Annotated in this window: 20 protein-coding genes; 8 read left to right on the top strand and 12 right to left on the bottom strand. The window is 67.7% G+C overall.

The genetic code is table 11. From position 1 onward, the window contains the following. The first annotated feature begins 38 nt into the window (after window positions 1-38). On the top strand, window positions 39-1,688 hold the full coding sequence (locus ON22_RS29155) for a M24 family metallopeptidase (RefSeq protein ID WP_033247304.1): 1,650 nt from the start codon (window positions 39-41) through the stop codon (window positions 1,686-1,688). Between the two features lie 79 nt (window positions 1,689-1,767). After that, window positions 1,768-2,232 (top strand): RidA family protein, encoded by a 465-nt coding sequence (locus ON22_RS29150; RefSeq protein ID WP_033247303.1) that lies wholly within the window; start codon window positions 1,768-1,770, stop codon window positions 2,230-2,232. Window positions 2,233-2,386: 154 nt separating this feature from the next. Here ON22_RS29150 and ON22_RS29145 read toward each other — a convergent pair whose 3' ends face one another. Together ON22_RS29145 and ON22_RS29140 are read right to left on the bottom strand one after the other, a co-directional pair. Beyond that, window positions 2,387-3,112 (bottom strand): helix-turn-helix domain-containing protein, encoded by a 726-nt coding sequence (locus ON22_RS29145; RefSeq protein ID WP_033247348.1) that lies wholly within the window; start codon window positions 3,110-3,112, stop codon window positions 2,387-2,389. 58 nt (window positions 3,113-3,170) lie between these two features. Continuing rightward, window positions 3,171-4,664 (bottom strand): alpha/beta hydrolase, encoded by a 1,494-nt coding sequence (locus ON22_RS29140; RefSeq protein ID WP_051158244.1) that lies wholly within the window; start codon window positions 4,662-4,664, stop codon window positions 3,171-3,173. A 269-nt stretch (window positions 4,665-4,933) separates the two neighbouring features. On the opposite strand from ON22_RS29140, the gene ON22_RS29135 reads away from it, so the two are divergent. Beyond that, window positions 4,934-6,478, top strand: a complete 1,545-nt coding sequence (locus ON22_RS29135; protein ID WP_033247346.1) for an acyl-CoA carboxylase subunit beta — start codon at window positions 4,934-4,936, stop codon at window positions 6,476-6,478. A 216-nt stretch (window positions 6,479-6,694) separates the two neighbouring features. Here the strand turns inward: ON22_RS29135 and ON22_RS29130 are convergent, their stop codons facing one another. The 4 genes from ON22_RS29130 to ON22_RS29115 all read right to left on the bottom strand — a co-directional run bounded on the left by ON22_RS29130 (window position 6,695) and on the right by ON22_RS29115 (window position 11,995). Then, window positions 6,695-7,765 (bottom strand): fatty acid desaturase family protein, encoded by a 1,071-nt coding sequence (locus tag ON22_RS29130; RefSeq protein WP_033247302.1) that lies wholly within the window; start codon window positions 7,763-7,765, stop codon window positions 6,695-6,697. 233 nt (window positions 7,766-7,998) lie between these two features. Continuing rightward, the gene (locus tag ON22_RS29125; RefSeq protein ID WP_033247301.1) at window positions 7,999-9,234 is read right to left on the bottom strand and encodes a vWA domain-containing protein; all 1,236 of its coding nucleotides are present in this window, start codon (window positions 9,232-9,234) and stop codon (window positions 7,999-8,001) included. Further along, entirely contained in the window at window positions 9,231-10,475 is a 1,245-nt protein-coding gene (locus tag ON22_RS29120) for an AAA family ATPase (protein ID WP_051158243.1), read from the bottom strand. The genes ON22_RS29125 and ON22_RS29120 overlap by 4 nt, the downstream gene beginning before the upstream one ends. Window positions 10,476-10,612: 137 nt before the next feature. Further along, entirely contained in the window at window positions 10,613-11,995 is a 1,383-nt protein-coding gene (locus tag ON22_RS29115; protein ID WP_033247344.1) for a hypothetical protein, read from the bottom strand. Window positions 11,996-12,319: 324 nt separating this feature from the next. Here ON22_RS29115 and ON22_RS29110 point away from each other — a divergent pair, with 324 nt between their 5' ends. Next, window positions 12,320-13,147: a DUF8832 domain-containing protein gene (locus ON22_RS29110; RefSeq protein ID WP_033247300.1), complete on the top strand. Its 828-nt coding sequence runs from the start codon at window positions 12,320-12,322 to the stop codon at window positions 13,145-13,147. 42 nt (window positions 13,148-13,189) lie between these two features. After that, the gene (locus ON22_RS29105; RefSeq protein WP_033247299.1) at window positions 13,190-14,554 is read left to right on the top strand and encodes an MFS transporter; all 1,365 of its coding nucleotides are present in this window, start codon (window positions 13,190-13,192) and stop codon (window positions 14,552-14,554) included. Between the two features lie 13 nt (window positions 14,555-14,567). Here the strand turns inward: ON22_RS29105 and ON22_RS29100 are convergent, their stop codons facing one another. Then, on the bottom strand, window positions 14,568-15,542 hold the full coding sequence (locus tag ON22_RS29100) for a DUF2804 domain-containing protein (protein ID WP_033247298.1): 975 nt from the start codon (window positions 15,540-15,542) through the stop codon (window positions 14,568-14,570). Between the two features lie 195 nt (window positions 15,543-15,737). Further along, window positions 15,738-17,189 carry a hypothetical protein gene (locus ON22_RS29095; protein ID WP_156052454.1) on the bottom strand — a complete coding sequence of 484 codons (1,452 nt, stop codon included), beginning with the start codon at window positions 17,187-17,189 and terminating at the stop codon, window positions 15,738-15,740. A 142-nt stretch (window positions 17,190-17,331) separates the two neighbouring features. On the opposite strand from ON22_RS29095, the gene ON22_RS35030 reads away from it, so the two are divergent. The 3 genes from ON22_RS35030 (at window position 17,332) to ON22_RS29080 (ending at window position 20,017) form a co-directional block, all read left to right on the top strand. Then, the gene (locus ON22_RS35030; RefSeq protein ID WP_037658820.1) at window positions 17,332-18,558 is read left to right on the top strand and encodes a hypothetical protein; all 1,227 of its coding nucleotides are present in this window, start codon (window positions 17,332-17,334) and stop codon (window positions 18,556-18,558) included. Window positions 18,559-18,730: 172 nt separating this feature from the next. Continuing rightward, window positions 18,731-19,480: a hypothetical protein gene (locus tag ON22_RS29085; RefSeq protein ID WP_033247296.1), complete on the top strand. Its 750-nt coding sequence runs from the start codon at window positions 18,731-18,733 to the stop codon at window positions 19,478-19,480. Window positions 19,481-19,576: 96 nt separating this feature from the next. Further along, on the top strand, window positions 19,577-20,017 hold the full coding sequence (locus tag ON22_RS29080; RefSeq protein WP_051158241.1) for a DUF2267 domain-containing protein: 441 nt from the start codon (window positions 19,577-19,579) through the stop codon (window positions 20,015-20,017). A gap of 38 nt (window positions 20,018-20,055) precedes the next feature. On the opposite strand, the gene ON22_RS29075 is transcribed toward ON22_RS29080, so the two are convergent. From ON22_RS29075 to ON22_RS38225, 4 genes are all read right to left on the bottom strand, one after another. Next, window positions 20,056-20,484, bottom strand: a complete 429-nt coding sequence (locus tag ON22_RS29075) for a hypothetical protein (protein WP_051158240.1) — start codon at window positions 20,482-20,484, stop codon at window positions 20,056-20,058. Next, window positions 20,481-20,801 (bottom strand): hypothetical protein, encoded by a 321-nt coding sequence (locus ON22_RS29070; RefSeq protein WP_033247295.1) that lies wholly within the window; start codon window positions 20,799-20,801, stop codon window positions 20,481-20,483. Before ON22_RS29070 ends, ON22_RS29075 begins: the two co-directional genes overlap by 4 nt. 42 nt (window positions 20,802-20,843) lie before the next feature. After that, entirely contained in the window at window positions 20,844-22,439 is a 1,596-nt protein-coding gene (locus tag ON22_RS35025) for a serine/threonine-protein kinase (RefSeq protein WP_231508781.1), read from the bottom strand. A 72-nt stretch (window positions 22,440-22,511) separates the two neighbouring features. Beyond that, a complete protein-coding gene (locus ON22_RS38225; protein ID WP_231508780.1) occupies window positions 22,512-23,195 on the bottom strand; it encodes a serine/threonine-protein kinase in 684 nt (227 codons plus the stop codon). Window positions 23,196-23,295: the final 100 nt, after the last annotated feature.

The raw sequence follows: 23,295 nt of genomic DNA, 5'->3' as shown, positions 1-23,295 counted from the left end.
TTTCTCCCATACCGAATCCCGAGAGAATGAGGGAAGCAATGCTGAGTATCACCGCCGACGCCGGCCAGGTCGCGCGAGCCTACGGGCTCGAGGCACGTAAAAGCCTGCTGTTCTCCGCGATCCGCCTCGATTCCTATCCGCTGGTGGCCCCACTGATCGCACGCACGGACGACGAGGAGTTCCTGCTCGTACGCCAGCAGGAGCAGGGCAACGCGCTGTCGGCCGGGGTCCCGAAGGACCGGATCAAGTTCTACGCGCCCTGGGTGACCATCGACCCCCGGATCGTCGCCGATACTCCCGCCGCAACTTCACTCACCGACCTGGTCCGGGAGCTGGCAGACGGTTCGGGCGTGCAGTTGTCGGCGGATGTCGTCTACAGCCATTACCTCGCGCTGGCCGGATCGGTGGACCTGTCCGTTGCCGATCAGGATCCCACCCCGGTAACCGCCTACGAGATCGATACGGACGAAGTACTCGGCCGGTTCGCGGCATGGCGCGCGACCGGGGTCGAGACCGCACGCCGGCTCATCGACGGTGTCGAACATCTCGCGGGTCTGGAGAAGGAGTTCACCACCACCGAGGACAGCAGGTACTCGGCGCTGCGCTCCCTGGCCGACGACCGCTCGCTGGATGCGCTGCTCCTCGCCGCGCCCCCGAACTTCACCGAAGCGACCGGTTTCGCCCAACCGGACGGCGCGGTCGCCGTATGGCTGGCCGGCTCGGAGAAACTCCTCGTGCTGGTCCCCGAAGGCGGTGCCGCCGGGCCCGGTGCACCGGTCGGACGATTCCCCTCCATCGGGGCGGCGGTGCGGGAACTCGCCCGCGGCCCGCGCACCGGGGTGGAAGACGAGTGGATCGGTATCGGCCTGGCCCGCGAACTGGAACGTGAGCATGCCCAGCTGGTGCCGGTCTCGCGTGACCTGGGGCATTGGCGCGATATCCGCGATCACGAAGATCTCGCGTTCCAGGTGATCGCCGCGCGGGCGAGCGTCTTCGCGATCGAGGAGGCATTGGCCTGGGCGGAAACAGGCCTGGATGCCGGGCATTCGTTCTCCGAACTCGATATCTATGCCGTGTACGTGGACAAGATCGCCGAATTCCGCACGGCGAACGAGATCCCGGTCGGTGTGGAACCGTATTTCACCAATCTGCACTCGTCGAACCGGATGCTCTTCCCCGGACCGCCCGTCGACTACCCGATCAATGCGGAGACGACCTGTATCCAGCTCGACGCCGGGGTACGCATCGTTATCGACGGGGTCACCGTGGCCACCTCCGATATGGCCCGTTCGCTACCGCGGACGCCCGCCGCCAAGGAGGCCTACAGCTTCTTCTTCGATGTGGTGCGCGAAGGCATCATCGGACAACTCGGACCCGGTGTGATCTGCGAGGACGTGCACGAGGGGACCTTGCGTTATCTGGCACCCCACCTCGACCGGATGGTCGAGATCGGCATGCTGGGAACGGATATCGACTTCGATACCGAATACCGCAAACGCAATGTCGGGCACCTCATGGGCAAGCAGGAATCGTTCGCGAACGAGCTGCGGCCCGGCTATAAACATGTCCTCGATATCGGCTCCTACGGCGCTGCCGAAATCCCTTGGCGCTACGAGAATGCGGCGATCGGCACCGAGGATCTGTGGTACATCGGGCGCGACCGGACCTACATCGTGAGCAAACGATGAGCGCGCCGACGCGTCTCTCGCTGCACCTCCGCACGCACGCGCGTGGCATATCGCGCACGGCCGTCGAATCGGAAGAACCATGACTGATACAGAAGAACGCCTGGCGGCGCTCTCCCTCGAACTGCCCGTCCTGGGCCCACCTCGTTACGCGTACGAGGCGAGCACCCGCTGGGGCGAGATGCTGTGGATCTCGGGGCAGATCTCACGAACCGCCACGGGAGACATCCTGCGCGGCCACCTGGGTGAAACCGCAACCGTCGAGGACGGTATCGCCGCGGCCGAAACCGCCGCACTGAACCTGCTGGCCCGGATGCACGACGCCGTCGGGCTGGCGAATATCCGCCAGATCCTGAAGCTCGATATCCATATCGCGAGCTCACGCGACTTCGTGGATCAGCCGACGGTGGCCGATGGAGCTTCCCGGCTGCTGCGAAACGTTCTGGGCGATGCCGGCCGGCATGCGCGCACCGCGCTACCGGCCCATGTGCTCCCCCAGGGGGCGCTGGTAGAACTCGACGCCACCGTGGCAGTCCGGGTGGACTGACAGCCGCAGCGGCACCGCTGCGTATCGCCATGGCCCGAAACCCCTGCGGTGCTCGGCCGGGCCCCGGCCGGATGAGGGCGGCCGGGGCCCTTCCGGGGTCTCGGGCGGGTACTCGATCTGTCCGCGCAGCGGTCGCCGGCCCTCCTTCCCGAAGTCAGTCGAGCCGCAACCGCACGAGCCGGATATTCAGCTCGTGCAGCACCCGTAGCTGCGCCATGTTGTACAGCGAGAACATCGCTTGCGCGATGGTGTCTGCGGCGTTCTTTGCGCCGACCGGCGCATCCGCTGCCAAATCCTCCCACTCCGGATGCTTCTCCCGGCTCCGCAGAACCGAGGAAACCATCCGCTCGGCGAGGGATTCGATGACGGTGGCGTCGGCGTCGGCGGGCAGGTTCTCGAATTCGACGTCGACCGAGTCTCGTTCGGCGAGCATCTCCTGGAGCATCTTCAGAGCACGTTCGCTGAGAACGGTCGAATAGACCATGAGCATCGACTGGTGCGCCTCGGGCACGCCCTGTGCGATCGTCGGTGCGAAAACCGGTGGGATATGAGCGGGCGTGCGATGGCGCATGAGCACTGTCAGCTCCGCTCTGATGCGGTTCAGCCGATCGACCGTTGCTTCCAGTTCCGCGTCCAGCACGCGAAGCGCCTGATCCGACTCGTCGCCTGCCTGGCCCGTCGCCGGGATCTGCGATAGCGGAACCCCGAGTTCACGTAATCGTTTGATCTGCAGCAGCCGGATCAGGTGCGCGACCTCGTATTGTTTGTACCCGTTCGAGCGGCGCTCCGGCTCGTCGAGCAACCCGATCTCGTGGTAATAGCGAATGGTTTTGACGGTCGAACCCGCCAGTTCGGCGAGCCGGCGCGTACTCCACGCCATTGCTCCCTCCTCGTCCACCATGTCGTGGGTGTTCTGCCCGGAACTCTTCCCGGAGTGCTCAGTCCGCTTTTTCGCAGGTTACGTCCTGCTCGGGCAGAGTGCCGTCGACCAGGTAGGCAGTGGCCACCTCCGACGCGCAGGAGTTGGTGCCGAGGACGTAGACCCCGTGCCCGCTTCCGTCGACGGTTACCAGCCGCGACCGCTCACCGAACTTCTCGTCGAGCAACTCGCCGCCGCGCAGCGGTGTGACCGGATCGCGCCGGTTCTGCAGGATGAGGACGTCGGCCGGGCCCTCTGCGTCGATTCGCGCCGGTGGTTCCGACGGCCCGAGCTGCCAGAAGGCGCAGGGCGTGATGTTCGCGGCAGCAGCCCCGTAGAGCGGGTATTTCTCGCGGTCCTCGGCGACGGCGCGGCGGTAGGCCTGGATATCCTCGGGCCATTCGACGTCGTTGCAGGTCACCGCGAGAAAGACCGACCAGGCGTTATCACTGGGCGAAGGCGCACCGGTACCCGGCGGGCGGCCGGCCGCGGGCCCCGCAGTCCCGGTTTCGAGCAGCGCCCGCCAACTCTCCGCCGTGGGCTCGTACAACGCCTCGCGGTAGAGCGTGAAGAAGTTGCCGAACCGGAAGAGGCCGCCGTCCATCCCGTCCACGGGGTTCTCGTCGAGTCGTTCGGCGAGGGTGAAGTAGGTCCCGCGCACCTCCTCGGGTGTGCGGCCCAGACCGTAGGTATCGTGCCGCGCGGCAGCCCATTTCGCGAAGTCCGGGAAGGTCTCCTCCATACCGCGGCCGTACCTGCGCATCCCGTCGTGGTCGAGGAAGGTATCGCCGATATTGCTGTCGAGCACGACCCGATCGGCGCGTTCGGGGAACATCGAGGCGTACGCGGCACCCAGCGCGGTGCCGTAGGAGTAGCCGAGAAAGCTCGCCTTGTCCTCACCCAGCGCGGCGCGGATCCGGTCCAGATCACGGGCCATATTCGCCGTCGACAACTGCCGCAACCGGCCATCGTGATCATTGGCCGCGCACTGTTCGGCGACTCCCCGGGCGACCGCGGCCTGCTCGGTGACCGCCGCATCGTCCACCGCATACGGCGGGATATTGCCGAAGTACGCCTGGTCATCGGTGAAACCACAGCTCACCGGCGCAGAATGTCCCACTCCGCGCGTGTCCATTCCGATCAGGTCATAGCTGTCCAGCACGTCGGGCGGTAGCCCCTGAGCTGCCAGGAAACCGGGCTGATCCAGGCCGGTCCCGCCCGGACCGCCCGGGTTGAGCAACAGCACACCGCGGCGCTTGTCCGGGTTCGTGCTCGCCAGCCGGGAAATCATGATTTCGATCTGTGCACCTTGGGGCTCGCCGTAGTTCAGCGGCACCGGTACGGTGGCGCACTGCAACTGTGGTGGTGCGGCCGGCACATCCGCGGGGCAGGCGCCCCACCGCACCTGCGCCGCGGGTTCGGCGGCCACCGGCGGCGCCCCCACCAATGCGCCGGTGAGACCGAGCACTGCCATCAGGGCCGCGCCACGGGCGACCTTCCGTTTCCGGACCATAACCAAACCTCCCCGATGCGGTGCGACAGGAACTGCCCTGCCGACCACCACTGCACACCGTGCCCTCGGGGCAGGGTCAAGGTATTGCGTCCGGCCCCACACGATGCGGGGACCGCCACAACACTGCCCACCACACGTATCCGCAACTGACCCGGTGCGAACGGCAGTCGGTGAAAGCTCACAACCCCGGACCTCCGCGCGTCCGGGTACGGTGGCTATCGCCCCCGATCACGGTGTGGTTCTCCTGCTCAACAATCTGGATGTCATCGATGAATTCAACCGCCGAAAAACTTGCCGACCTGCGTAAGAAGCTGGAGATCGCGCAGGAGCCGGCCGGCGAGGCGGGGGCCGCCAAACGAGCACGTAAGGGCTTACCGTCCGCCCGCGACCGCATCGAGATGCTGCTGGACCCGGGTACTTTCGTCGAAATCGGTGCTCTCGTACGCAATCCCACCGATCCCGACGCTCTCTACGGTGACGGTGTGGTCACCGGCCGGGGCCTGGTGGACGGGCGGCCCGTCGCCGTGTTCTCCCATGATCAGACCGTGTACGGCGGCACCATCGGTGAGATGTTCGGCCGTAAGGTCGCCGCGATCATGGACCTGGCGGGGAAGATGGGCTGCCCGCTGATCGGTATCAACGATTCCGGTGGCGCGCGCGTACAGGAGGCCGTGACCTCGCTGCGCTGGTACGGCGAATTGGCGACCATGATGGAACCGCTGTCGGGCGCGGTGCCGATGGTGTCGCTGATCCTGGGCAACTGCGCGGCCGGTGCGGTGTATCAGCCGATCTGCACCGATGTCGTGGTCGCGACGAAGAGCGCGCATATGTTCGTCACCGGCCCCAAGATCCTCGAGGACGCCATCGGCGAAAAGGTGGATATGGAGGAGCTGGGCGGCGCCTACAACCAGGCCGCCTACGGCAATATCCACCACATCGCCGAGGACGAGGCGGCGGCGTTCGCCTGGGTCCGCAATTATCTGAGCTACCTGCCGTCGAGCTTCTCCGAGCTACCGCCGGTCGTGAACCCCGGCCTGGAGCCGGCGGTCACCGAATCGGATCTGACGCTGAACGCGCTGGTCCCCGACTCGGACAACGCTGTCTACGATATGCACGACGTACTGCTGCGGATCTTCGACGACGGTGAATTCCACGAGATCGGCTCGGCCGCTACCACGAACCTGATCACCGGTTTCGCGCGCGTCGACGGCCGGCCGGTGGGTGTGGTCGCCAATCAGCCGACCGTGCTGGCCGGCGCGCTCGATGCCAAGGCCGGTGACAAGGCCGCGCATTTCATCCACATCTGCAACGCCTTCGAGATCCCGCTGGTGCTGGTGGTCGACACTCCGGGGTTCCTGCCCGGGGTGGAACAGGAGAAACAGGGCGTCATCAAACGCGGCGGCCGATTCCTGTTCGCCTACGTGGAGGCCACGGTGCCCAAGGTGACCGTGGTGGTGCGGAAAGCCTACGGCGGCGGTTGGGCCGTGATGGGGGCCAAGGCACTCGGTTGCGATGTGTATCTGGCGTGGCCCACCGCGCGGATCGCCGTGATGGGCGCGGAAAGCGCCGTCGGCCTGACCCAGCGCAAGGTCCTCGACGCGACCCCGGAGGATCAGCGCGCCGCACTGCGGCAGCAGATGATCGACTTCTACAACGCCACCGTCGCGACCCCGTGGGTCGCGGCCGAGCGCGGCTATATCGACGCGGTGATCGAGCCGTCGGCCACCCGGCTGGAGCTGCGGCGGGCGCTGCAGCTGCTCCGCGACAAGAAGGTCATCCGCTACCCGCGTAAGCATCATCTGCTGCCCTTGTGACCGGAGTCCCCCGGCAGTCGGTGATCGGGCCGCGGATTCCAGCACCGACTCCGCAGCGCCCACCGGCCGCCTCGAACAGACCGGTCACCCCGCGGATCCGACGGTCGCATGCCGGTGGGCGCCGCGATGGTGATCCGCTGGCCGGTGCTCGAATATTCGCCTGCGGCGCCGAGTGTTTCGGCGCCGCAGGCCCGGTCCGGCCGTCGTCGAAACCTACTACTGCTGCGCGACCTGCACCGTGTCGGCGCCCCGCAGCGGCGCACCGACACGGTGCAGGTGCGTGAGCGCCTCGCGGTAGGAGGCGATCAGCCCCGTCTCGTGGTACGGCACACCGATTTCGGCGCAGTAATCGCGGACGATCACCTGCGCATGCCGCAGGTTGGGAGTCGGCATGCTCGGAAACAGGTGGTGCTCGATCTGATAGTTGAGCCCGCCCAGAGCGATATCGGTCAGGACACCGCCGCGGACATTGCGGGAAGTCAGCACCTGGCGGCGCAGGTAGTCGGGGCGTTCGTCACCGGTCAGGGTCGGCATGCCCTTGTGGTTCGGGGCGAAGATGCACCCCATGTACACCCCGAACAGCGCCTGGTGGACGACGAAGAACACGAGTGCCTTGTCGACGGGCAGGACCGCGAACAGCGCGCCCAGATAGACAGCGAAGTGGGTGAACAGCAGCGCCCCCTCGAGCACGCGGTTCTTGATCGACCGATTCTTGAGCGCACGCACACCCGCCAGATGAAGGTTCAGGCCTTCCAGCAGGAGCAGTGGGAAGAACAGGAACGCCTGTGCCCGCCCGATGAGACGGGCCGGTCCGCGGCTGGCCCGGGCCTGCTGCTGCGACCACACAATGATGTCGGGCGCGACATCGGGATCGAGTTCCTCGTGGTTGGGATTCGCGTGATGGCGAGTGTGCTTGTCCTGCCACCAGCCGTAGCCGAGGCCGATGCCGGCATTGCCGACCACCCGGCCCACGATCTCCGTCGGCCGCCGCAACCGGAAGACCTGACGGTGCGCGACATCGTGCATGACGAGCGCGACCTGGGCGAAGGTCACGGCCATGAACGCCGCGATCAGTAGCGTCCACCACGAGTCACCGACGACGACGAACGCCGCCCAACCGGCCACGAACGCGAGCCCGACGGCGCTGAGCCGGACGACGTAGTAGCCGGGTCGCCGCCCCATCAGTCCGGCGGCGGAGATCCGGCGCAGCAAACGGCCGTAATCACCGTCGGCGCCGCGCCGCGGTGACCTGGGAGAGGGCTTATGAGCCAAGGCAGGTGTCGTCATAGATCTTCCTGAGAGTCGGGACGCGAACCCACCTCCGCCCGTGTCGGTGACGAACGGCCGCAATCGATCGGAGCTCGGAACCAGAGGGTACTGCTCGGTGCGTCGGGACGGGTGACGAATTCGATACCCCCGAACCTATCGGCCCGATTCTCGTTGCGGGTAATCCTGCGGTACCGGAACCGAGTAGCACTCCGGTGTGAGATGGCGCCGCGGAACCCGGAACAGCTGCCGTGTCAGGCCACCGCCCCGATCTCCACCACCCGCGCCCATGCCGGTGGCCGGTCCGGAACGTAATCGGGACTGTGTTCGCTCCATCCCCGTTCCCGGCGGAACAGTCCGACCACTGTCCGGCAGGCCGGTCGGCTCGTCGGCCAGGGAGTCTGGCCGTCGGTCAGTGCGACCAGAACATCGGGCCGCGGCGCCGCCCGCAGTGCCTTGGCGAAACCCGTGCGCAGATCTGTACCACCCCCGCCCACCAGCGGTATTCCCTCCGCACGGCACAGCGGGTGCGCGACCCGGGCCGCCGCATCGCACGACAGTACGGTCACCAGATCACGCCGCCCGCCGACAGCGCGGGTGATGGCAGCCACCTCGAGCAGCGCGCTCCCCAGTTCCGCGTCGCTGACCGATCCCGACGTATCGATGATGACGCTGACCCGGGGTGGTGTGCGTCGCAGACTCGGCAGCACCACCCCGGGCACACCGGCCGAGCGCCGGGCGGGTCTGCCGTACGTGTAGTCCGCCCCGATACCGGGCGCCGAAGCCGCCGAACGGATGGCCGCTCCCAGCAGGTCCCGCCACGGTTGCGGCGGATGCAACGCCTCATCCGCCCAGCGGCGCCATGCCCGCGAAGCGTTACCCGGCCGGCCGGCGATGCCCTGGGCCACCCGGAATCGGACCAGTTCGCGTTCCTGTTCGCTGAGACCGTCCGCGCCGTCGGGGCCCAGCTCCCATTCGCGGTCCGACCCGTCGGCGCCGCTACCGCAGTCCAGCCAGGCCATCTCCTGGGTGAGCGGACCGAGGCCGAAACGGCGCAGATAGTCCTCCATGAGTCCGCCGCGGGACAGACCGAGCGTCTCCGGCAGGACCGCCCCCGTCGGTTGCACCAGCCCGTCGCCGAATGCGTCGTCGTTGATCTCGGCGTCCGCGGCGATATTCATCCGCAATCGTTCCGCCGGCCCGGTGAGCTCGTGTTCACGGGCGAACCGGTCGCTGCGACGGTGATGGTCGCGTAGCAGATGGGAGACCTCGTGGACGAGTACCGAGGCCAGTTCCTCCACGGGCGTGTAATCCACGAAGGCGGGCGAGATATAGCAGCGCCAGTACCGGTCCACGCCCATCGTCCGCGCTTCCCGCGATTCCACGATATGCAGCGCATACAGCGCGGTTGCCAGATAGGGCCGGGCCCGGGCGGCCTGCAGCCGGGCGGCGAACAGTTTGCCGAGATCGAGCTTCGAGGAGTCGGTCATCGGCCCACCTTCGCGGCGACCCGGGCGGCGGCATGATCGGCTCCCTGGGATACCGACACCATGCCGGCGAGCTCTTCGATCGCCGCCGGCACGAGCCAATCGTCCTGCCGCAACGTCGCCAGGGTGGTCGCGGGAACGACGACCAGATCCGGGGCGCCCGTTTCCACCGCCCGCACCAGCAATATCCAGGCCGCATCCCAGCGGGTCTCCGAGGGTTGCCGGCGAACAGCCGCCACCACCGCGTCGAGCACGGCCTGACGCAGATCACCGCGCTCGGGCAGGACGGCGGCGACCGGATCGGCGAGCAGCGTCTCGGGATCCGGAAGATCCATCCGGTCCATACTCGCCAGCAGTTCGAAACCGGGGCCATCCCCCACGGTGCCCCGGACCAACTGCGACAGCACATCTTTCGAAGATCCGGCCGCGGTGGCGAAGGCGATCAACCGCAGCGTCATATCCCAGCTCCGCGGTGAGGGCCAGGCACCGCCGCGGCGGGTCTCGCTGCCGGGCAGCTGATGGACGAGCGCAGGACGGGCCGCGAGCAGGCCGCATACGGCGCGGCGAGCGAAAGTTACCGCATCAGCGAATTTTTCCGGTGCCAGCTGGGGCAGGGTCGCCCGCGGCCAGGTCCCGCCGAGACCACGCACGACCACATCGTGGTCGTGGGTCCACTGCAGGTGTACGAAACGGTTGGCCAGCGGCGGGCTCAACTCCCAGCCGTCGGCCGCCGAGGATCGCGGGTTGGCGGCGGCCACGATCCGCACACCCGGGGGCAGTTGCAGGGCACCGATGCGGCGTTCCAGGACCAGGCGCAACAAAGCGGCCTGCACGGCCGGTGGTGCCGTCGACAGCTCGTCGAGAAACAACAACCCGCGACCGGCCCGGACGAGCCGGACCGCCCAGTCGGGCGGGGCCATCGGCACACCGTGCTCCGCGGGATCGTCGCCGATGATGGGCAGACCCGAGAAGTCCGAGGGTTCGTGCACGCTCGCGATCACCGTGGTCAGCGGGAGATCCAGCGATTCGGCGAGCTGGGTGAGAGCGGCAGTCTTCCCGATTCCCGGTTCACCCCACAGCAGTACCGGCAGGTCGGCGGCAACGGCCAGAGTCAGGGCCTCCAGTTGATTGTCGGGACGGGGTTCGGTCGTGACGTCGCCGAGCATCGACAGCAGTTCGCCGGCGATCTCTAGTTCGGTGGGGCGGGCGTGGTCAGCGATCGATGTGCGAAGAAATGCAGTCATATATGAAATCACCTTGTGGTCTGGTCGGAGTCAGTGGAATCGATGTGCTTGGGGGCTTGCCGGAGCTGCACCGAGGCGCGGTGGGCGGATATGGGATGAAGGTCGCCTGGTCGGGTGGGTCTGCGGCGACGCATCGGTCAGCGCAGGGTTGCGTTGCGCGGGTGGGCGCGGCGATCGCCGGGCCGGCGAGTGGACCGGCTACGTGGCGGCCCGTACCCGGTCAACCCGGCCCGGAACAACCCGTAGGTGATCCGCCGTTGCGCGGAGGCCGCCAGCGCATCGCGTAGCGGGCCGTCGCGCAATACGGCACCGGTGCCGAGCAGACCCTCGACAACGGCCAGCGCACCGGCGGTATCGCCGTGATCGAGACGCTCCCGCACACCGGTGAGACAGTCCGGGTGGCGGTGGGCCCGGTCGATGGCCCGCAGGCACGGCAGCGGACTGCCGGTCAGGGCGACCAGCAGTTCCTCCCGTCGCAGCTCCGCCGGATCGTGGTCGAGCGCGGCCAGCACCCCGTCGACCAGCCCGATGCGATGCTGCTCGCCGCGGCACTCCACCAGGAACGGCCGCTCGGCCGGGTCCGCGGACCGGCGTGCTCCGGCCGGAGTCCACTGCGGTTCCAGCGCGGCGGCGACCAGCGGATGCAGCTGATCCGCCGTTATCGCGCCGGCCCGGAGCAGTTCCAGGTCGGGCAGCGTCCACGTCGCTGCATCGGGCAGCACCGGCAGCGCGGATACCTCCCCGCGCGGATAGGACTCGGCGATCCGTAACACGGGTGGCCCGGGATCAGCGGAGAGTTCGACGACCAGTTGGCGCCGCGTCCCGGCCCGCACCCGCAGCGGTCCGTTCGACCGGCCTTCGGCGCGCAACAGTATCGCCGCCTCGGCCGCCCACCTGTCCACGGCGCAGCCTTCGGGCACAGTGTCCGCCAGGTCGGGACCAGGGGTCCCGCTATCTGCGAAACCGACTGATCCAGAACGTATTCGAAGCTCGCCCGACCTACGGGCATCCCACAGGTGACGGTGGAGGTCGAGCCGGAAACGCCGATCGGGCCGCGGATGCGGATGCGGGCCGGCGCGGGATCCGTCCCACAGTGCGAGGCCGATCCGTTGACCGGCCTCCGCCCATGCCGGGGCGGTCCGGGCAACGAGGTAGACGGAACCATCTCCACTGCAATGGCTTCGAGAATCCGGTGGATCGTATCGGGCCAGCGCGACGGTCGTGCCCGGCCGGAGCAAACCGTCCGGAGCAACCCGGGGCAGGTGCCAGCGCAACAGGTCGGGAGCCAGTCGGCGCAGATCGGCACGCACACGATCCGCGAACTCACGGCCGTATCTTCGCGTCAGCGTCCGTATATCGATATCGATATCGAACCCCGCTGCGGCACATGCCCCCGCCCAATCGCCGACGGCTCGGCGGGCGGTCGCGGTTTCGATCATGGAGGGCGGCACGGCGAACTCACGCACGCGCAGCCAGAAGGAAAGGCGGGAATCGTTCCCATTCGTGTCCGGAGTACGCATCAGCACTCACCTGGCACGAAAGGGACCCCCAATCTTTGCTCGGAACGAGTCATCACGGGTCGAGCATAACCGCTCGAGCTCACACCGGCCATCCATGTCCTCGACGGGCCGGCCGAAAAGTACAGACGAAGGAGGTCGCAGCACGGGACGGTGGCGGGCCCGCGCCCACTGGAAAGCGCGAGCCCGGTGGGCGCGCGAGCGGAAGCGCAGCGATTCGGGCAGCTCCGCGGATCCGCTCACAACCGGCCCTCCGATCACCCTTGCGCATACCCCTAGGGGGTATTATGGTCGGTGTCGATACGAGAGCACCCCGAGGAGACCGCCATGAACGCCCACACCCACCACACCGCCCACGCACACCACGCCGCCGGCGCCCACAGCGAACATGCCGACCACACTCCGGACGCCCATGCTGCACACGCCGGCACAGCTCCGGGCGGATTACAGATCACCGAGGCGGGCTACACCCTCGCGCTCGAGGCCTCGATCGTCGCGGCCGGCGCGGTCGACTTCCGGTTCCGGATCCTCGGCCCGGACGGCGCGGCGGTTACCGATTTCGCCCCCATCCACGAGCGCGAACTACATCTGATCGTGGCCCGCCGCGAACTGACCGGCTTCCAGCACGTACACCCGGTTCGCGACGAGCACGGCAGCTGGTCGATTCGCCTCGACCTGACCGAACCCGGCGCCTATCGCGTATTCACCGATATCGCACCCCGGGCACTCGGGCGTACCCTCACCCTCGGCGCCGATCTCGCCGTCGCGGGGAATTACGAACCCCGCCCCGTCCCCGCCACGGAGCGCACGATCACAGTCGACGACTACCACGTCACCGTCGAGGGCGACCTGATTCCCGGCGCGGGCCGCACCGTGACCTTCACCCTCCACAAGGACGGCGCCCCGGTCACCGATCTCGATCCCTACCTCGGCGCATACGGGCACCTGGTCGTTCTGCGCGCAGGCGACCTCGCCTACGTCCACGTACACCCCAACGGCGAACCCGGGGACGGAATCACCCCGGCCGGACCCGGAATCGACTTCCACACGGTGGCGCCCGGACCGGGCACATACCGGCTGTTCCTCGATTTCCGCCACCGCGGGATCGTGCGGACCGCGGCGTTCACCCTGAACGCAACACCCGACGGCAACTGACCCACAGCACCGTGGTCAGCGGTGCGAGGCCCGGAGGGCCCGATGATCACCTCACTGTTCGCCCACCGCGATTACCTTCGACTCTTCATCGCCCAGATCTCGGCGCTGTTCGGCACCGGATTGACCACCGTGGCACTGGGACTGCTCGCCTACGAACTCGCCGGTGGCGATGCGGCGGTCGTTCTGGGGCTCGCGCTCACCATCAAGATGGTCGTCTACGTCACGGTCGCGCCGGTCGTGGGCGCCTACGCCGATCGTATTCCGCGCCGGACATTCCTGGTGGGTCTCAACATCATTCGAGCGGGCGTGGTTTCGCTGCTGCCGTTCGTCGACCAGATCTGGCAGATCTACGTGCTGATCGCGGTACTGCAAACCGCCTCGGCCGCCTTCACACCCACATATCAGGCCGTTATCCCCGATATCCTGCCCGACGAACGCGACTACACGAGGGCACTGTCGGCCGCGCAACTGGCCGCGACCATGGAAACCCTGCTCAGTCCGATGCTGGCCGCGGCCGCGCTGGCCCTCATCAGTTTCCACTGGCTGTTCGTAGGCACCGCGATCGGTTTCGTCGTCTCGGCCGTACTGGTGGTGAGTACCCGTATCCCGGATGCCGGGGCCGCCGCGGATGGGTCTTTCCGCGAACGCATCGCGGTAGGAATGCGGATCTTCCTGTCCACACCCCGGCTGCGCGGTTTGCTCGCGCTCAACCTCGTCATCGCGGCCGCGGGGTCGATCGTCATGGTCAACACCGTCAACTACGCCCGCGACACCCTGGGTGGTGATCAGGCCGATGTGGCGAAACTACTGGCGGCCAATGGTTTCGGCACCATGCTCATCGCGCTGGCACTGCCCCGGATCCTAGACCGGGCCGGTGCCCGTCCGGTCATGCTCACCGGCGCCGCCGTCCTGGTCACCGGGCTCGCGGCCGCCGTCGCGCTCGCCGCGACCGAGACCGGGGAATGGCACCGGATCGCCGCGCCCGCCGTCTGGGCGATCATCGGAGCGGGCACCGCGGCCGTACTCACCCCGACCGGCCAGGTGCTGCGACGCTCATCGCACCCAGCGGACCGCCCGGCTCTTTTCGCCGCCCAGTTCTCGCTGTCCCACCTCGCCTGGCTTATCACCTACCCGCTCACCGGCTGGCTCACCACCACCGCGGGACTCACCGCGACCTGGGTCACCCTCGCCGTCCTCGCCACGGGCGCGGCCGCAGCCGCGACGCGCCTGTGGCCCCGCCACGATCCCGCCGAACTGACCCACCTCCACGAGGCCGCCACCATCGACCCCGCCCGCCTCGCCGACGCCGTCCGTATCGACGACCGCATCTACCAGCACACACACATATTCGTCATCGACGCCGAACACCCCCGCTGGCCGGCCCGCAGCCATGTCCCGGCGGCATGATCCGGCCCGGTGGTCACCAGCGGTTCCGTGTCTCCTCCGCCCAGCCGACCGCACCGTCGAGGTCCAGCCAGCGGCCGTCGTCGGTGCGGGCACGGCCGTGGAAAGTGCCGAAACACTGGTGGACGTCATTGGCCAGCACCAGCAGATCGGTTTTCGCCGTACGTGTATGGAACGGCCGGAATTCGGCGTCGACCCGTTCGCCGGTGATATGCCACGGCCGCAACCAGTTCTCGCGGTCGTAGTCCCACCGCAGTTCGTCACTGATCTTGTGAACCCGGCCGTCCACGATGAGAGCGTTCTCGGTACTGTCGGTACCTTCGGTCCATTTACCACCGAATTGGACTCCGAGGCCGGGCTTGTAGCCGGCGGCCCAGTTCCAGCTGATGGCGTACGGCCACTTCCCGCGGCCGTGGTCCAGCACCGCGAAAGCATCGTCGAATACGTACTCCCGCGACCCCAGCGTCAGAGTCCCGGAGGCCGGCCGGCCCACATCCTTGACCGTGTATTGGAAGCGCCGAGTACTCCACGGCACGACCACGCCCAGCGATTCGTGGCCGGGTGGCAGCTCCGCCCGGACCGATAACCGCACACCGGTCGCGCGGGCCTCGATCGAGGTTCCGGACGCATCATTGGACAATTCGATCTCGATACCGCCACCGCGCACGGAGTTCACCCCCTCGCCGCTGCGCTCCCCCATCACCGCACCCCGCCCGAACGGCACGGTCGCGTCCCGTGTGGTCTCTTCACCCGTTTCCCGATCGAGCACGTAGATACCGTGCACCCCGGCGTAATCGAGCGTGGACGCGACGATCCCCACGATATGTTCCGGGGTGACGATGCCCCAGTACTCCCAGCGTTTCCGGCGCCCCCACCCGCGGAGATTCCCCCGGTGCAGGGGCCGCCGCGTCCATCCGACAGCGGCGGGGTCGAGCCGGCCGTCCGGGCGGCACAGGTCGACGGGGTCGGTGATCTCGCGTTCCGTTGCCATACCCGTCCGCAGCTCCTCATGACTCGGCATCCACATCGCAGCAGAGGACACTACTCGGCCGTAACCGCCGTACCCACGAACAGCGGCACCCGATTTACCGGGCCCCGTCGCCGACCGGCGACGAAAGCGATATCGCAGGTACAGACCGCTTCGATACGGTTACCGGCCCGATATCGCCGCCGCCCCGGCAACGAGTCAGCCGGCCAGGTACTGCCCGCCCAGCGTGTAGTACGCCGAGCCACCATCCGCCCGGCTGTAGTCGACCTCGATCACATATTCTTCTCCCCGATCGGAATCGAATCCGTGCCAGCTCCCGATGGAAATCTTCGCGTCCGCGCGATCTACCGGATCGATGTGGTAGCGAGTCATAGCGTCGTCACGAACGTGAGCGAGCACGCCCGGGTCGATATCGGCGAACCGGAACCCCGGCGACTCGGAATCGCTGCCCGCATCGTCGGGGTCGGTGAACCCGCCGGCACCGGCGCCCGTGCCGTAGATGATGCCGTCCCGGGAGAACGCGACATCGAAGGAACCGGCCCCGTTTCCGGATCCGCCACGGTCGACAGTGATCGAGTCCAGCCGCGGAGCTTCGGCCGGAACCCCACGGGCCGACAAAGCGGCCCCTACCTGCTCCAGGGCCGCGGCGAGGTCGTCGGCCGGCCACCACGGTGCAACCGTCCCGTCGGGCAGCGCATACATCCAATATTCGGAGCCGCTGCCGAACCAGGTCTCCACATGGAGAGGTTCGGGGTCGGTGATGCCGAAGATCTCCTCGGCATCGCGCGTTATCTCCATCCGGTTGGGCTCCCGTTTGTCCGCCGGCAGCATCGCCGCCTTCTCGGCCAGCACCTCGCGCGCCGAGAAGTTCTGCAGGTCGGCCAGTGTGAACGTATCCCGGGCCCGATCCGCAGTTTGGAAGTCATACGTTTCCCAGCCATCGGTGCGGCCTTCGAAACCCCGTGCCCGGTCGGCGCCGAGGTATAATGCCACCTCGACACGGGACTCGTGAACAGTGATACCCAGTATCGAATTCAGCAGCTCTGGTGCTTCGGCGCGCACATGGGCCAGGGCGTCGTCGTACCACTGCCACAGTGGGCGTTCGTCGGGCCCGGCCACGGACAGCACCGCCGGCGGCGCTGTCACCGATATCTCGCTCAGGTCCCAGAAGTCGCCCGGCGGTAACAGCATCGTCGCCCACATCGCGGCAGCCGCCACCAGTGCCGCCGGGGCCTGTCTGCGGAGGCCGCCGTGCTCGGTCACCGGTTCGGCGTCCGGCGCACCGACCGCTTCCGACGGTAGGACACCGCGCCCGTGCCGGACGATCTCGGCCAACTGGTTGGCGGACAGATTCGCACTGGTCTGGAAACGGAACGGCGTATCCCCCGACGGACGCGCCTCACCGGCAACGAGGGTCGGCGAGTTGCCGACGAGTGTCGTGGTCCGGTCGACGAGATCCACTCGTACCGGTACGGGTTCGCCCTCCGAGACGGCGAGCGCCGACCGGATGGAATCGCTGACGACCAGTCCGATCCCGGCCACGGAGACGATCACCGCGGCCAGCAGGAACCAGCCGCCGGAATAAGCACCGATCGCGATCCCGCCGCCGACGCAGGCGCCGCCCATCGCGGCACGAACCATGGAATTCACCGGCGCCCCTGTCGATAGACCGGAAATACGGCCCGCCGGAACTGCTGCAGAGCGTCGGACACAGGCCGACAATACCCGCTGAGCACCGCCGACGGCGGTGTCGCGGTAACGTTTGCGGTATGCGCTCGACGATTCCGCGACCATGAGAACCCCGGCGAAGGGCCCGGCCGCGGCGCTGATCACCCGGACCGAATTCCTCACCGCCCCCGCCCAGATCCGCCGGACGCTCGGCACAGTACTGCTGGTCGGCGCCGCGCCGCTGCTGGTCGTGCTCACTTTCGCCGGCTCCGCGCCGGGAATCGTCGCCTCGGTCGTCGGCGCCGCAGTAACCGGTTCGCTCGCGCTGGCCGTCACCGGTCCACCCATCACCCGCCGCGCGGCCGTCCGCCTCGGACTCGTCGACGAACAGATCCTCATCGGTACCGATAACGCGGGGGCAGCGGGTTCCTCCGCCGATATCGTGCGCCCGCTTTCGGAATTGGCGGGTCTCGAACAGCCCCGCACGCCCGCTCCGGAAACACATATCGATCCCGCGCGCAAAGACCTACGTATACAAGGCCACCGTTATCTGCGGTTGGCCTTCGCCGACGGAGCCATATACCTGGTTGCGGTGCCCGAATCCGATCCCGTGGCCGCGGAGATCATTCGCCGGCTCCGTAAAGCGCTACCGGGTGCCCCGGCCGAGAAAGGCGACCCGGCCGAAGAACCGGTGAAGGAACCTTCCGCGGCAACCGTGGATTCCGGCGCACCCGGCAAGCAGGCGAAACAGCCGGCCGGTGCTACCGACACCCGCCGCCGGAAAACCGGGGAACCTGCCGACGACCGGTGGCATACCGCCCCCAGCTCATCACCCGCCGCCGATATCCGGCTGTGGGAGGCCGCGCGCACCACCCACCGGCGGGTGCTGTCCGAGTACGGCGCCTACGAACTCGACCCCACTCTCTTCCTCCGCTACCCCGGCGTCACCGATATCACCCGGGATCCGGTGATGGACTTCCACACCGCCCTGGCGGAGGCGCAGGCGCTCGCCACCGACGAGTACCCCGATGATGCCGGTTACGCGGGGCGCTACCGTGCCGCGGTCGACACGCTGCGGCGCACCTGGATTCGTTGTGAACGCGACGGAAAAGCCACCGGAACCGGCTATCTGCACGATAACGACCGCTCCGATCTCGATACCGCCGCGAAGCTCTACAACCACGCGCAGGCCACCGATCACGCCGATGAGAAGGCGTCCTATCTGCGTAAAGCACAGCAGATCATCGTCGACCTCGAGGCCCGCGGCCGGGTGCACCTCCCGCGGCCGGTTGTCGCCGCGATCGAGGCGCAGGTCCGGCTCGCCCTCGAACCCGGCACCGCGTCGCGCTGAACCGGACCCATCCGCTCCAGCGCGACGACTTGCGGACCGGTCGGCGCCCCGTCAGGGTTTGGTGGCCTCGACGAGGGTCCGGGCGGCATACGCGACCAAGGGTCACAGCGCGGATGCGGGCGCGAGTAGGCTGGTCAGCAGTGTGCTCCGGCGACCGAAGGAGTGCGAAACGATGGAGTGGCTGCTGATCGGCGCGGCGATTGTCGCGGTCGCGTCGATTCTGGTGTGGCGGTCCCGGCAGCGCGAACAACGCGCGATCGAGCTGACCGACGCGCTCGCCGACGCCCGCCGTACCAACGAACGCCTGGGTGGGCAGATCTACAACCTGACCGGCACCAACACTGCCGCGCAACAGGCACTCGCCGACGCCGCGGAACGCCATAACGCCGCGGGCGGCCAGCTCGACCAGGCCGCGTCCGCTGTCCAGGCACACCTGGCGAAGCAAACCGCCGTCGAAGGCCTGTACTACATCCGCGCCGCCCGTATCGCCATGGATATGGACCCCGGGCCCGCGGTACCCGAACTGGAGGGCCGGGCGACTGCGGGTGAAGTCAGCGAAGACCGCGAGATCGACTTCGAGGACCGCAAGGTCGCCGCCTCACCCCGTCCCTCGTCCACGACACCGAACTACTACCCCGGTGGACGCGTGGCCGGCCGCCCCGTCCCGGCCGGCTGGTATTCCGAACCGTGGTGGCGACCCGCCATGATCGCCGGTGCCTGGGGGATCGGCTCGACGCTGCTGTTCACATCGCTGTTCACCGGTATGGCGGGCGTCGGCTACGGCGCGCAGGGTTTCGAGAACGGTTACGGCGAGGGATTCCAGGACGGACTCTCGGCCGGTGATCCGGGCGCGGACGCCGGAGGCGGGGACAGCTGGGGCGGCGACAGCGGCGGATTCGACGTCGGCGGATTCGATTTCTGAGCGGCCGTGGAGGCATGGTGACGCGTCCGGCTCCCGCCGTAGAATTGTGGCATAGACCAGCGCATCGGACCGGCCACCTGGAAGGTAGGCAAACCAATGACGCATCACCATGATCCCCTCGCCGCCGGCACCCACAACGCCCATATCTGGTTGCGCGCGGTCGCCGACGATCTGGGCACCGAAGACCTCACGTTCGCCCTGCGCGCACTGCGCGCCTGGATGCACACTGTCCGCGATCGGATAAGCGTGGCCAATTCCGCACATCTCACCGCACAACTACCGGATTTCCTGCGGGGCATCTGGTACGAGGGGTGGGTACCGAGCCGGGTACCGGGTGCGCACGGCATCGCGGACTTCGTCGAAGAGTTCGCGGAACGGGCCGGAATCTCCGTGGGCGATGTCGCGTTCACGGCAGGTTGCGTAACCTCCGCGCTGGACCGGATGATGTCACCCGGCCAGCTCAACCATGTTTTCGCGGTGTTCCCGGACCGCTTGACCAGCGTGCTCCGTGGCGAGGAACTGCTCGCCGGAACCTGAAACGCGGCGGCAGCCGATACAGGCACTCGTCTCCGAGCTCAGCTGCATTCCACGTGGTATCCCGAGGCCGCGAGCCAGCGACACAGGTCGTCGGTGACGTAAGCACCGTCGGCCTCGACGTCGTCCGAGAGGGCGCCGAGGCCGAGTCGATAGACCTCGGCGTCACTACCGCCGGGCGTGCCCTGTCGCCGCATCAGATATCCGGCCCCGCCGCCGTCATCGCCGATGAGCACCCACCCCGGTGAGTACTCCTCGACCTCGTAGGTCGTGTTGCGTTCGGAGATCGAGTGGGGGCCGTAGATCGCCGTGCCGTTCGCGAGATACAGCCCGGGCGTCATCCGCCACAACTCGGCGACGGCGGCGTTCGGGGCAGGAGCAAGCTGCTCGGTCGACTCCTCGAACTCTGCCGTCGTCTCCGGATCCGGTGCCAGTCGCCTCACCTGCGGACCCACCGGCCGGGTGCTCATTGCGCCCCGAATACGTCGGCAATGGTGAGGTCGTCGTACACGGCCAGGAGCGTGTCGCCGTCGAACACCTCGGTGCGATCTGCATACGCACGTCCGATGCGCACGATCCCCGTGCCCTGCAACGACGCCGGCCGATCCGGAACACACGCCCCCGCGATATGAATCACGACCTCCGCACCAGGCCCACCCGACCCCGGCGGCAGTGGTGTGACGGTGTCGAATCCGCCGTACTCCTCGCCGAGCCGGTGGCAGACCTCCGCGACGAATGCACTGGGCTGCGGCCGGCCGGTCTGACGGCGTCGACGAAACAGAGCCATACGCCCATCCTGGTACACAGGGCGCCGCCCACCCCCGGAGGGTCAGAAGAGTCGCAGGTTCCCGATATAGATCTTTCCGCCGACCGATACCGGCGTGTACTCGCTGGTGATCTCCCATACCTGGTCTGTGGCGTCCCAGACCTCCAGTGAATGGCCCGGCCGGGACGAGTCGGTGGCGACGGCGATCTTTTCGCCGTCGGTTCCGAGCGGGGTTCCCTCCGGCACATAACCGGGGATCACGTACTCCCCGGTGTAGGCATCTATCACACGACCCGAATCCGATGTGGTGATCAGGGTGCCGATACCCCGCAAAATCAGTGGCTCGGAACTGTCCTCGACGCCGTAGGATTCGTTCTCCCACAGCACGGTCCCGGTGCGCGGAGCGATTCCCGCGTAGGTCGTCTTGTCCCCGTCCGTTCGTACGACGGTCGGCACCGACGTCTCGGCCGCGGTTTCCTCGGACGCGGTCGGCAACTGCCGGCTCGGGAGCCATCCTTGCGCGATCTGCGCGGTCTCGATGCCGTTGCGGTCATAGATCCTGGGCGCGGCTCCGCCCTCGGCGACGAGGAATCCGTCGACGAAAACGTTCCAGCGATCGTCGCCGATCCTCTCGACCGAATCGCGCCGGAACACCTCTTTGCCGTCTTCGAGCCGGATCACGCGGAATTCCCACTTCGCCAGCGGTTGTGCCGGGGCGGGGGCGGAGGTGATCACCGCCAGCCGGGCCGCACCGAAAACCTCGATCCAATGATGGGGCTGAGGCGTGGGCCGGGAATCGGGCCAGCTGATCGCCGCAAGCTCGGCGCCGTCGGCGCCGATCGACCGCAGCGTCGGCGGCCGGCCGTCTGTGCTGTCCACAAAGACGAACCGATCACCGGCGGCGGTCAGATCGGAAATATGTTCTCTCGAAGTGATGGTGGTGCTGATCTGCCCGGTGACGAGATCGATGACCACGACCGCATCATCGGGCACCGACGCACCCCGCAGATGGCAAGCAGCGACCGAACGGCTTTCGTCGACGACGCAGCGGTCCAGGTTTCGTTGCACCGTGTCCACCGGAATCGGCGCGGTACCGTCCCGGAGCCGACCGGTGTTCGCATCGACGATATCGAGGTAGTCGACGGTGTTTCCCTCGGCCAGGCGCACTTCACGATTGACGAGGACGATTTCGGAGTCGCCGCCGAGCGCTTCCGTGTCCAGGGTTTCGGCGCCGGGCGGCCCGGGAGTTTCCTGCAGGGTCCAGACCGGGCTGTCCGGCCGCGTGTCCAGCACCGGCAGGATCGGCGTCACAGGACGGCGGGGCAGCTGCGCGACTTCCCCCGCAACAGCGTTCTGCCGGGCTGCCCACACCCCGAGCACTCCGGCAACGACCAGCACCGAAACGGCGGCGAACGCTGCGATGAGCAGCCCGGTCCGGCGACGCGTCGTATCGGGTGCCGGGAGAACCGGGCCCGACGGTGGTGGTGGCGGCGGGTTTCGGTGATGCGGCGCGGAGCCAGTCGGCGACTGGTTGACAACCGTTGCCGTGTAGCGACCGGACGCCGCCGGCGATTGCGGCGGCCGCAGCGCGAGTGTGCTGGTGAGGGCGGCCGCGAAATCCCTACTGCTGGGGAAGCGCTCTTCCGGCGTCTTCGCCATCGCCCGCGCCAGCACCCGATCCACATATGGCGAGAGATCGGGCCGCCGCTCCCGCACGCTCGGTACCGGCTGTTACGCATGCGCCATGATCACCGCGACCGGATTCGTTCCGGTGAACGGCTGCGACCCGGTGAGCAGATGAAACGCGGTGGCAGCCAGCGCATACTGGTCCGAGCGCGGCCCCACCGGCAGGCCCTGCATCTGCTCGGGCGAGGCATAGGCGACAGTTCCGACGGTCAAACCGGTCCCGGTGAGATCCGAGGTTTCCGGCCCCATCCGGGCAATCCCGAAATCGGTCAGCAGATAGTGCCCCGTCCCGGCGAGCAAGATATTGGCGGGCTTCACATCCCGGTGAACCAACCCCCGCGCACCCGCGTAGTCGAGCGCATCGGCCACCTCCGCGACAGCCCGCACCACATCGGCCACGGGCAGCCCCGTCGGCGCAGCCCGCAGTAACGCCGATACATCGACACCGTCGATCAGCTGCAATGCGATCCACAGTCGCCCGTCGAACTCGCCGCGGTCGTGCACGCTGACGATGCCGGGATGCGATAGCGAGGCGGCGAGATCGGCCTCCCGCTCGAAGCGTCGCCGGTACGAATCGTCGAGCGTAAGCGGCGCGGCGAGCACTTTCACCGCATCCGAGCGAGGCAGCCGCGGATGCCGGGCCGCATACACCTCTCCCATACCACCGGCGCCGAGCAGGCGTTCGATGATGTAACCGGCAAATACCGATCCGGGCGTCAATGCGGCCAACGTCCGATACCTCCCATATACGCCGGTGCGATGATCACACCGCATCCCGAACCGACAGGCAAACTCGCGGACCGGAAGTCCAGCAGCCTGCCGATTCGAG

Origin of the sequence: Nocardia carnea NBRC 14403 (assembly GCF_000308515.1) — a bacterium.
Classification (GTDB): domain Bacteria; phylum Actinomycetota; class Actinomycetes; order Mycobacteriales; family Mycobacteriaceae; genus Nocardia; species Nocardia carnea.
The sequence above is the reverse complement of the archived record's forward strand: the minus strand, read 5'-3'. Positions and strand labels throughout refer to the sequence as shown.

Coding starts and splice junctions, on each gene's coding strand:
- ON22_RS29155 (WP_033247304.1), top strand. CDS start 39: ATGCTGAGTATCACCGCCGACGCCGGCCAGGTCGCGCGAGCCTACGGG.
- ON22_RS29150 (WP_033247303.1), top strand. CDS start 1,768: ATGACTGATACAGAAGAACGCCTGGCGGCGCTCTCCCTCGAACTGCCC.
- ON22_RS29145 (WP_033247348.1), bottom strand. CDS start 3,112: ATGGCGTGGAGTACGCGCCGGCTCGCCGAACTGGCGGGTTCGACCGTC.
- ON22_RS29140 (WP_051158244.1), bottom strand. CDS start 4,664: ATGGTCCGGAAACGGAAGGTCGCCCGTGGCGCGGCCCTGATGGCAGTG.
- ON22_RS29135 (WP_033247346.1), top strand. CDS start 4,934: ATGAATTCAACCGCCGAAAAACTTGCCGACCTGCGTAAGAAGCTGGAG.
- ON22_RS29130 (WP_033247302.1), bottom strand. CDS start 7,765: ATGACGACACCTGCCTTGGCTCATAAGCCCTCTCCCAGGTCACCGCGG.
- ON22_RS29125 (WP_033247301.1), bottom strand. CDS start 9,234: ATGACCGACTCCTCGAAGCTCGATCTCGGCAAACTGTTCGCCGCCCGG.
- ON22_RS29120 (WP_051158243.1), bottom strand. CDS start 10,475: ATGACTGCATTTCTTCGCACATCGATCGCTGACCACGCCCGCCCCACC.
- ON22_RS29115 (WP_033247344.1), bottom strand. CDS start 11,995: ATGCGTACTCCGGACACGAATGGGAACGATTCCCGCCTTTCCTTCTGG.
- ON22_RS29110 (WP_033247300.1), top strand. CDS start 12,320: ATGAACGCCCACACCCACCACACCGCCCACGCACACCACGCCGCCGGC.
- ON22_RS29105 (WP_033247299.1), top strand. CDS start 13,190: ATGATCACCTCACTGTTCGCCCACCGCGATTACCTTCGACTCTTCATC.
- ON22_RS29100 (WP_033247298.1), bottom strand. CDS start 15,542: ATGGCAACGGAACGCGAGATCACCGACCCCGTCGACCTGTGCCGCCCG.
- ON22_RS35030 (WP_037658820.1), top strand. CDS start 17,332: ATGAGAACCCCGGCGAAGGGCCCGGCCGCGGCGCTGATCACCCGGACC.
- ON22_RS29085 (WP_033247296.1), top strand. CDS start 18,731: ATGGAGTGGCTGCTGATCGGCGCGGCGATTGTCGCGGTCGCGTCGATT.
- ON22_RS29080 (WP_051158241.1), top strand. CDS start 19,577: ATGACGCATCACCATGATCCCCTCGCCGCCGGCACCCACAACGCCCAT.
- ON22_RS29075 (WP_051158240.1), bottom strand. CDS start 20,484: ATGAGCACCCGGCCGGTGGGTCCGCAGGTGAGGCGACTGGCACCGGAT.
- ON22_RS29070 (WP_033247295.1), bottom strand. CDS start 20,801: ATGGCTCTGTTTCGTCGACGCCGTCAGACCGGCCGGCCGCAGCCCAGT.
- ON22_RS35025 (WP_231508781.1), bottom strand. CDS start 22,439: ATGGCGAAGACGCCGGAAGAGCGCTTCCCCAGCAGTAGGGATTTCGCG.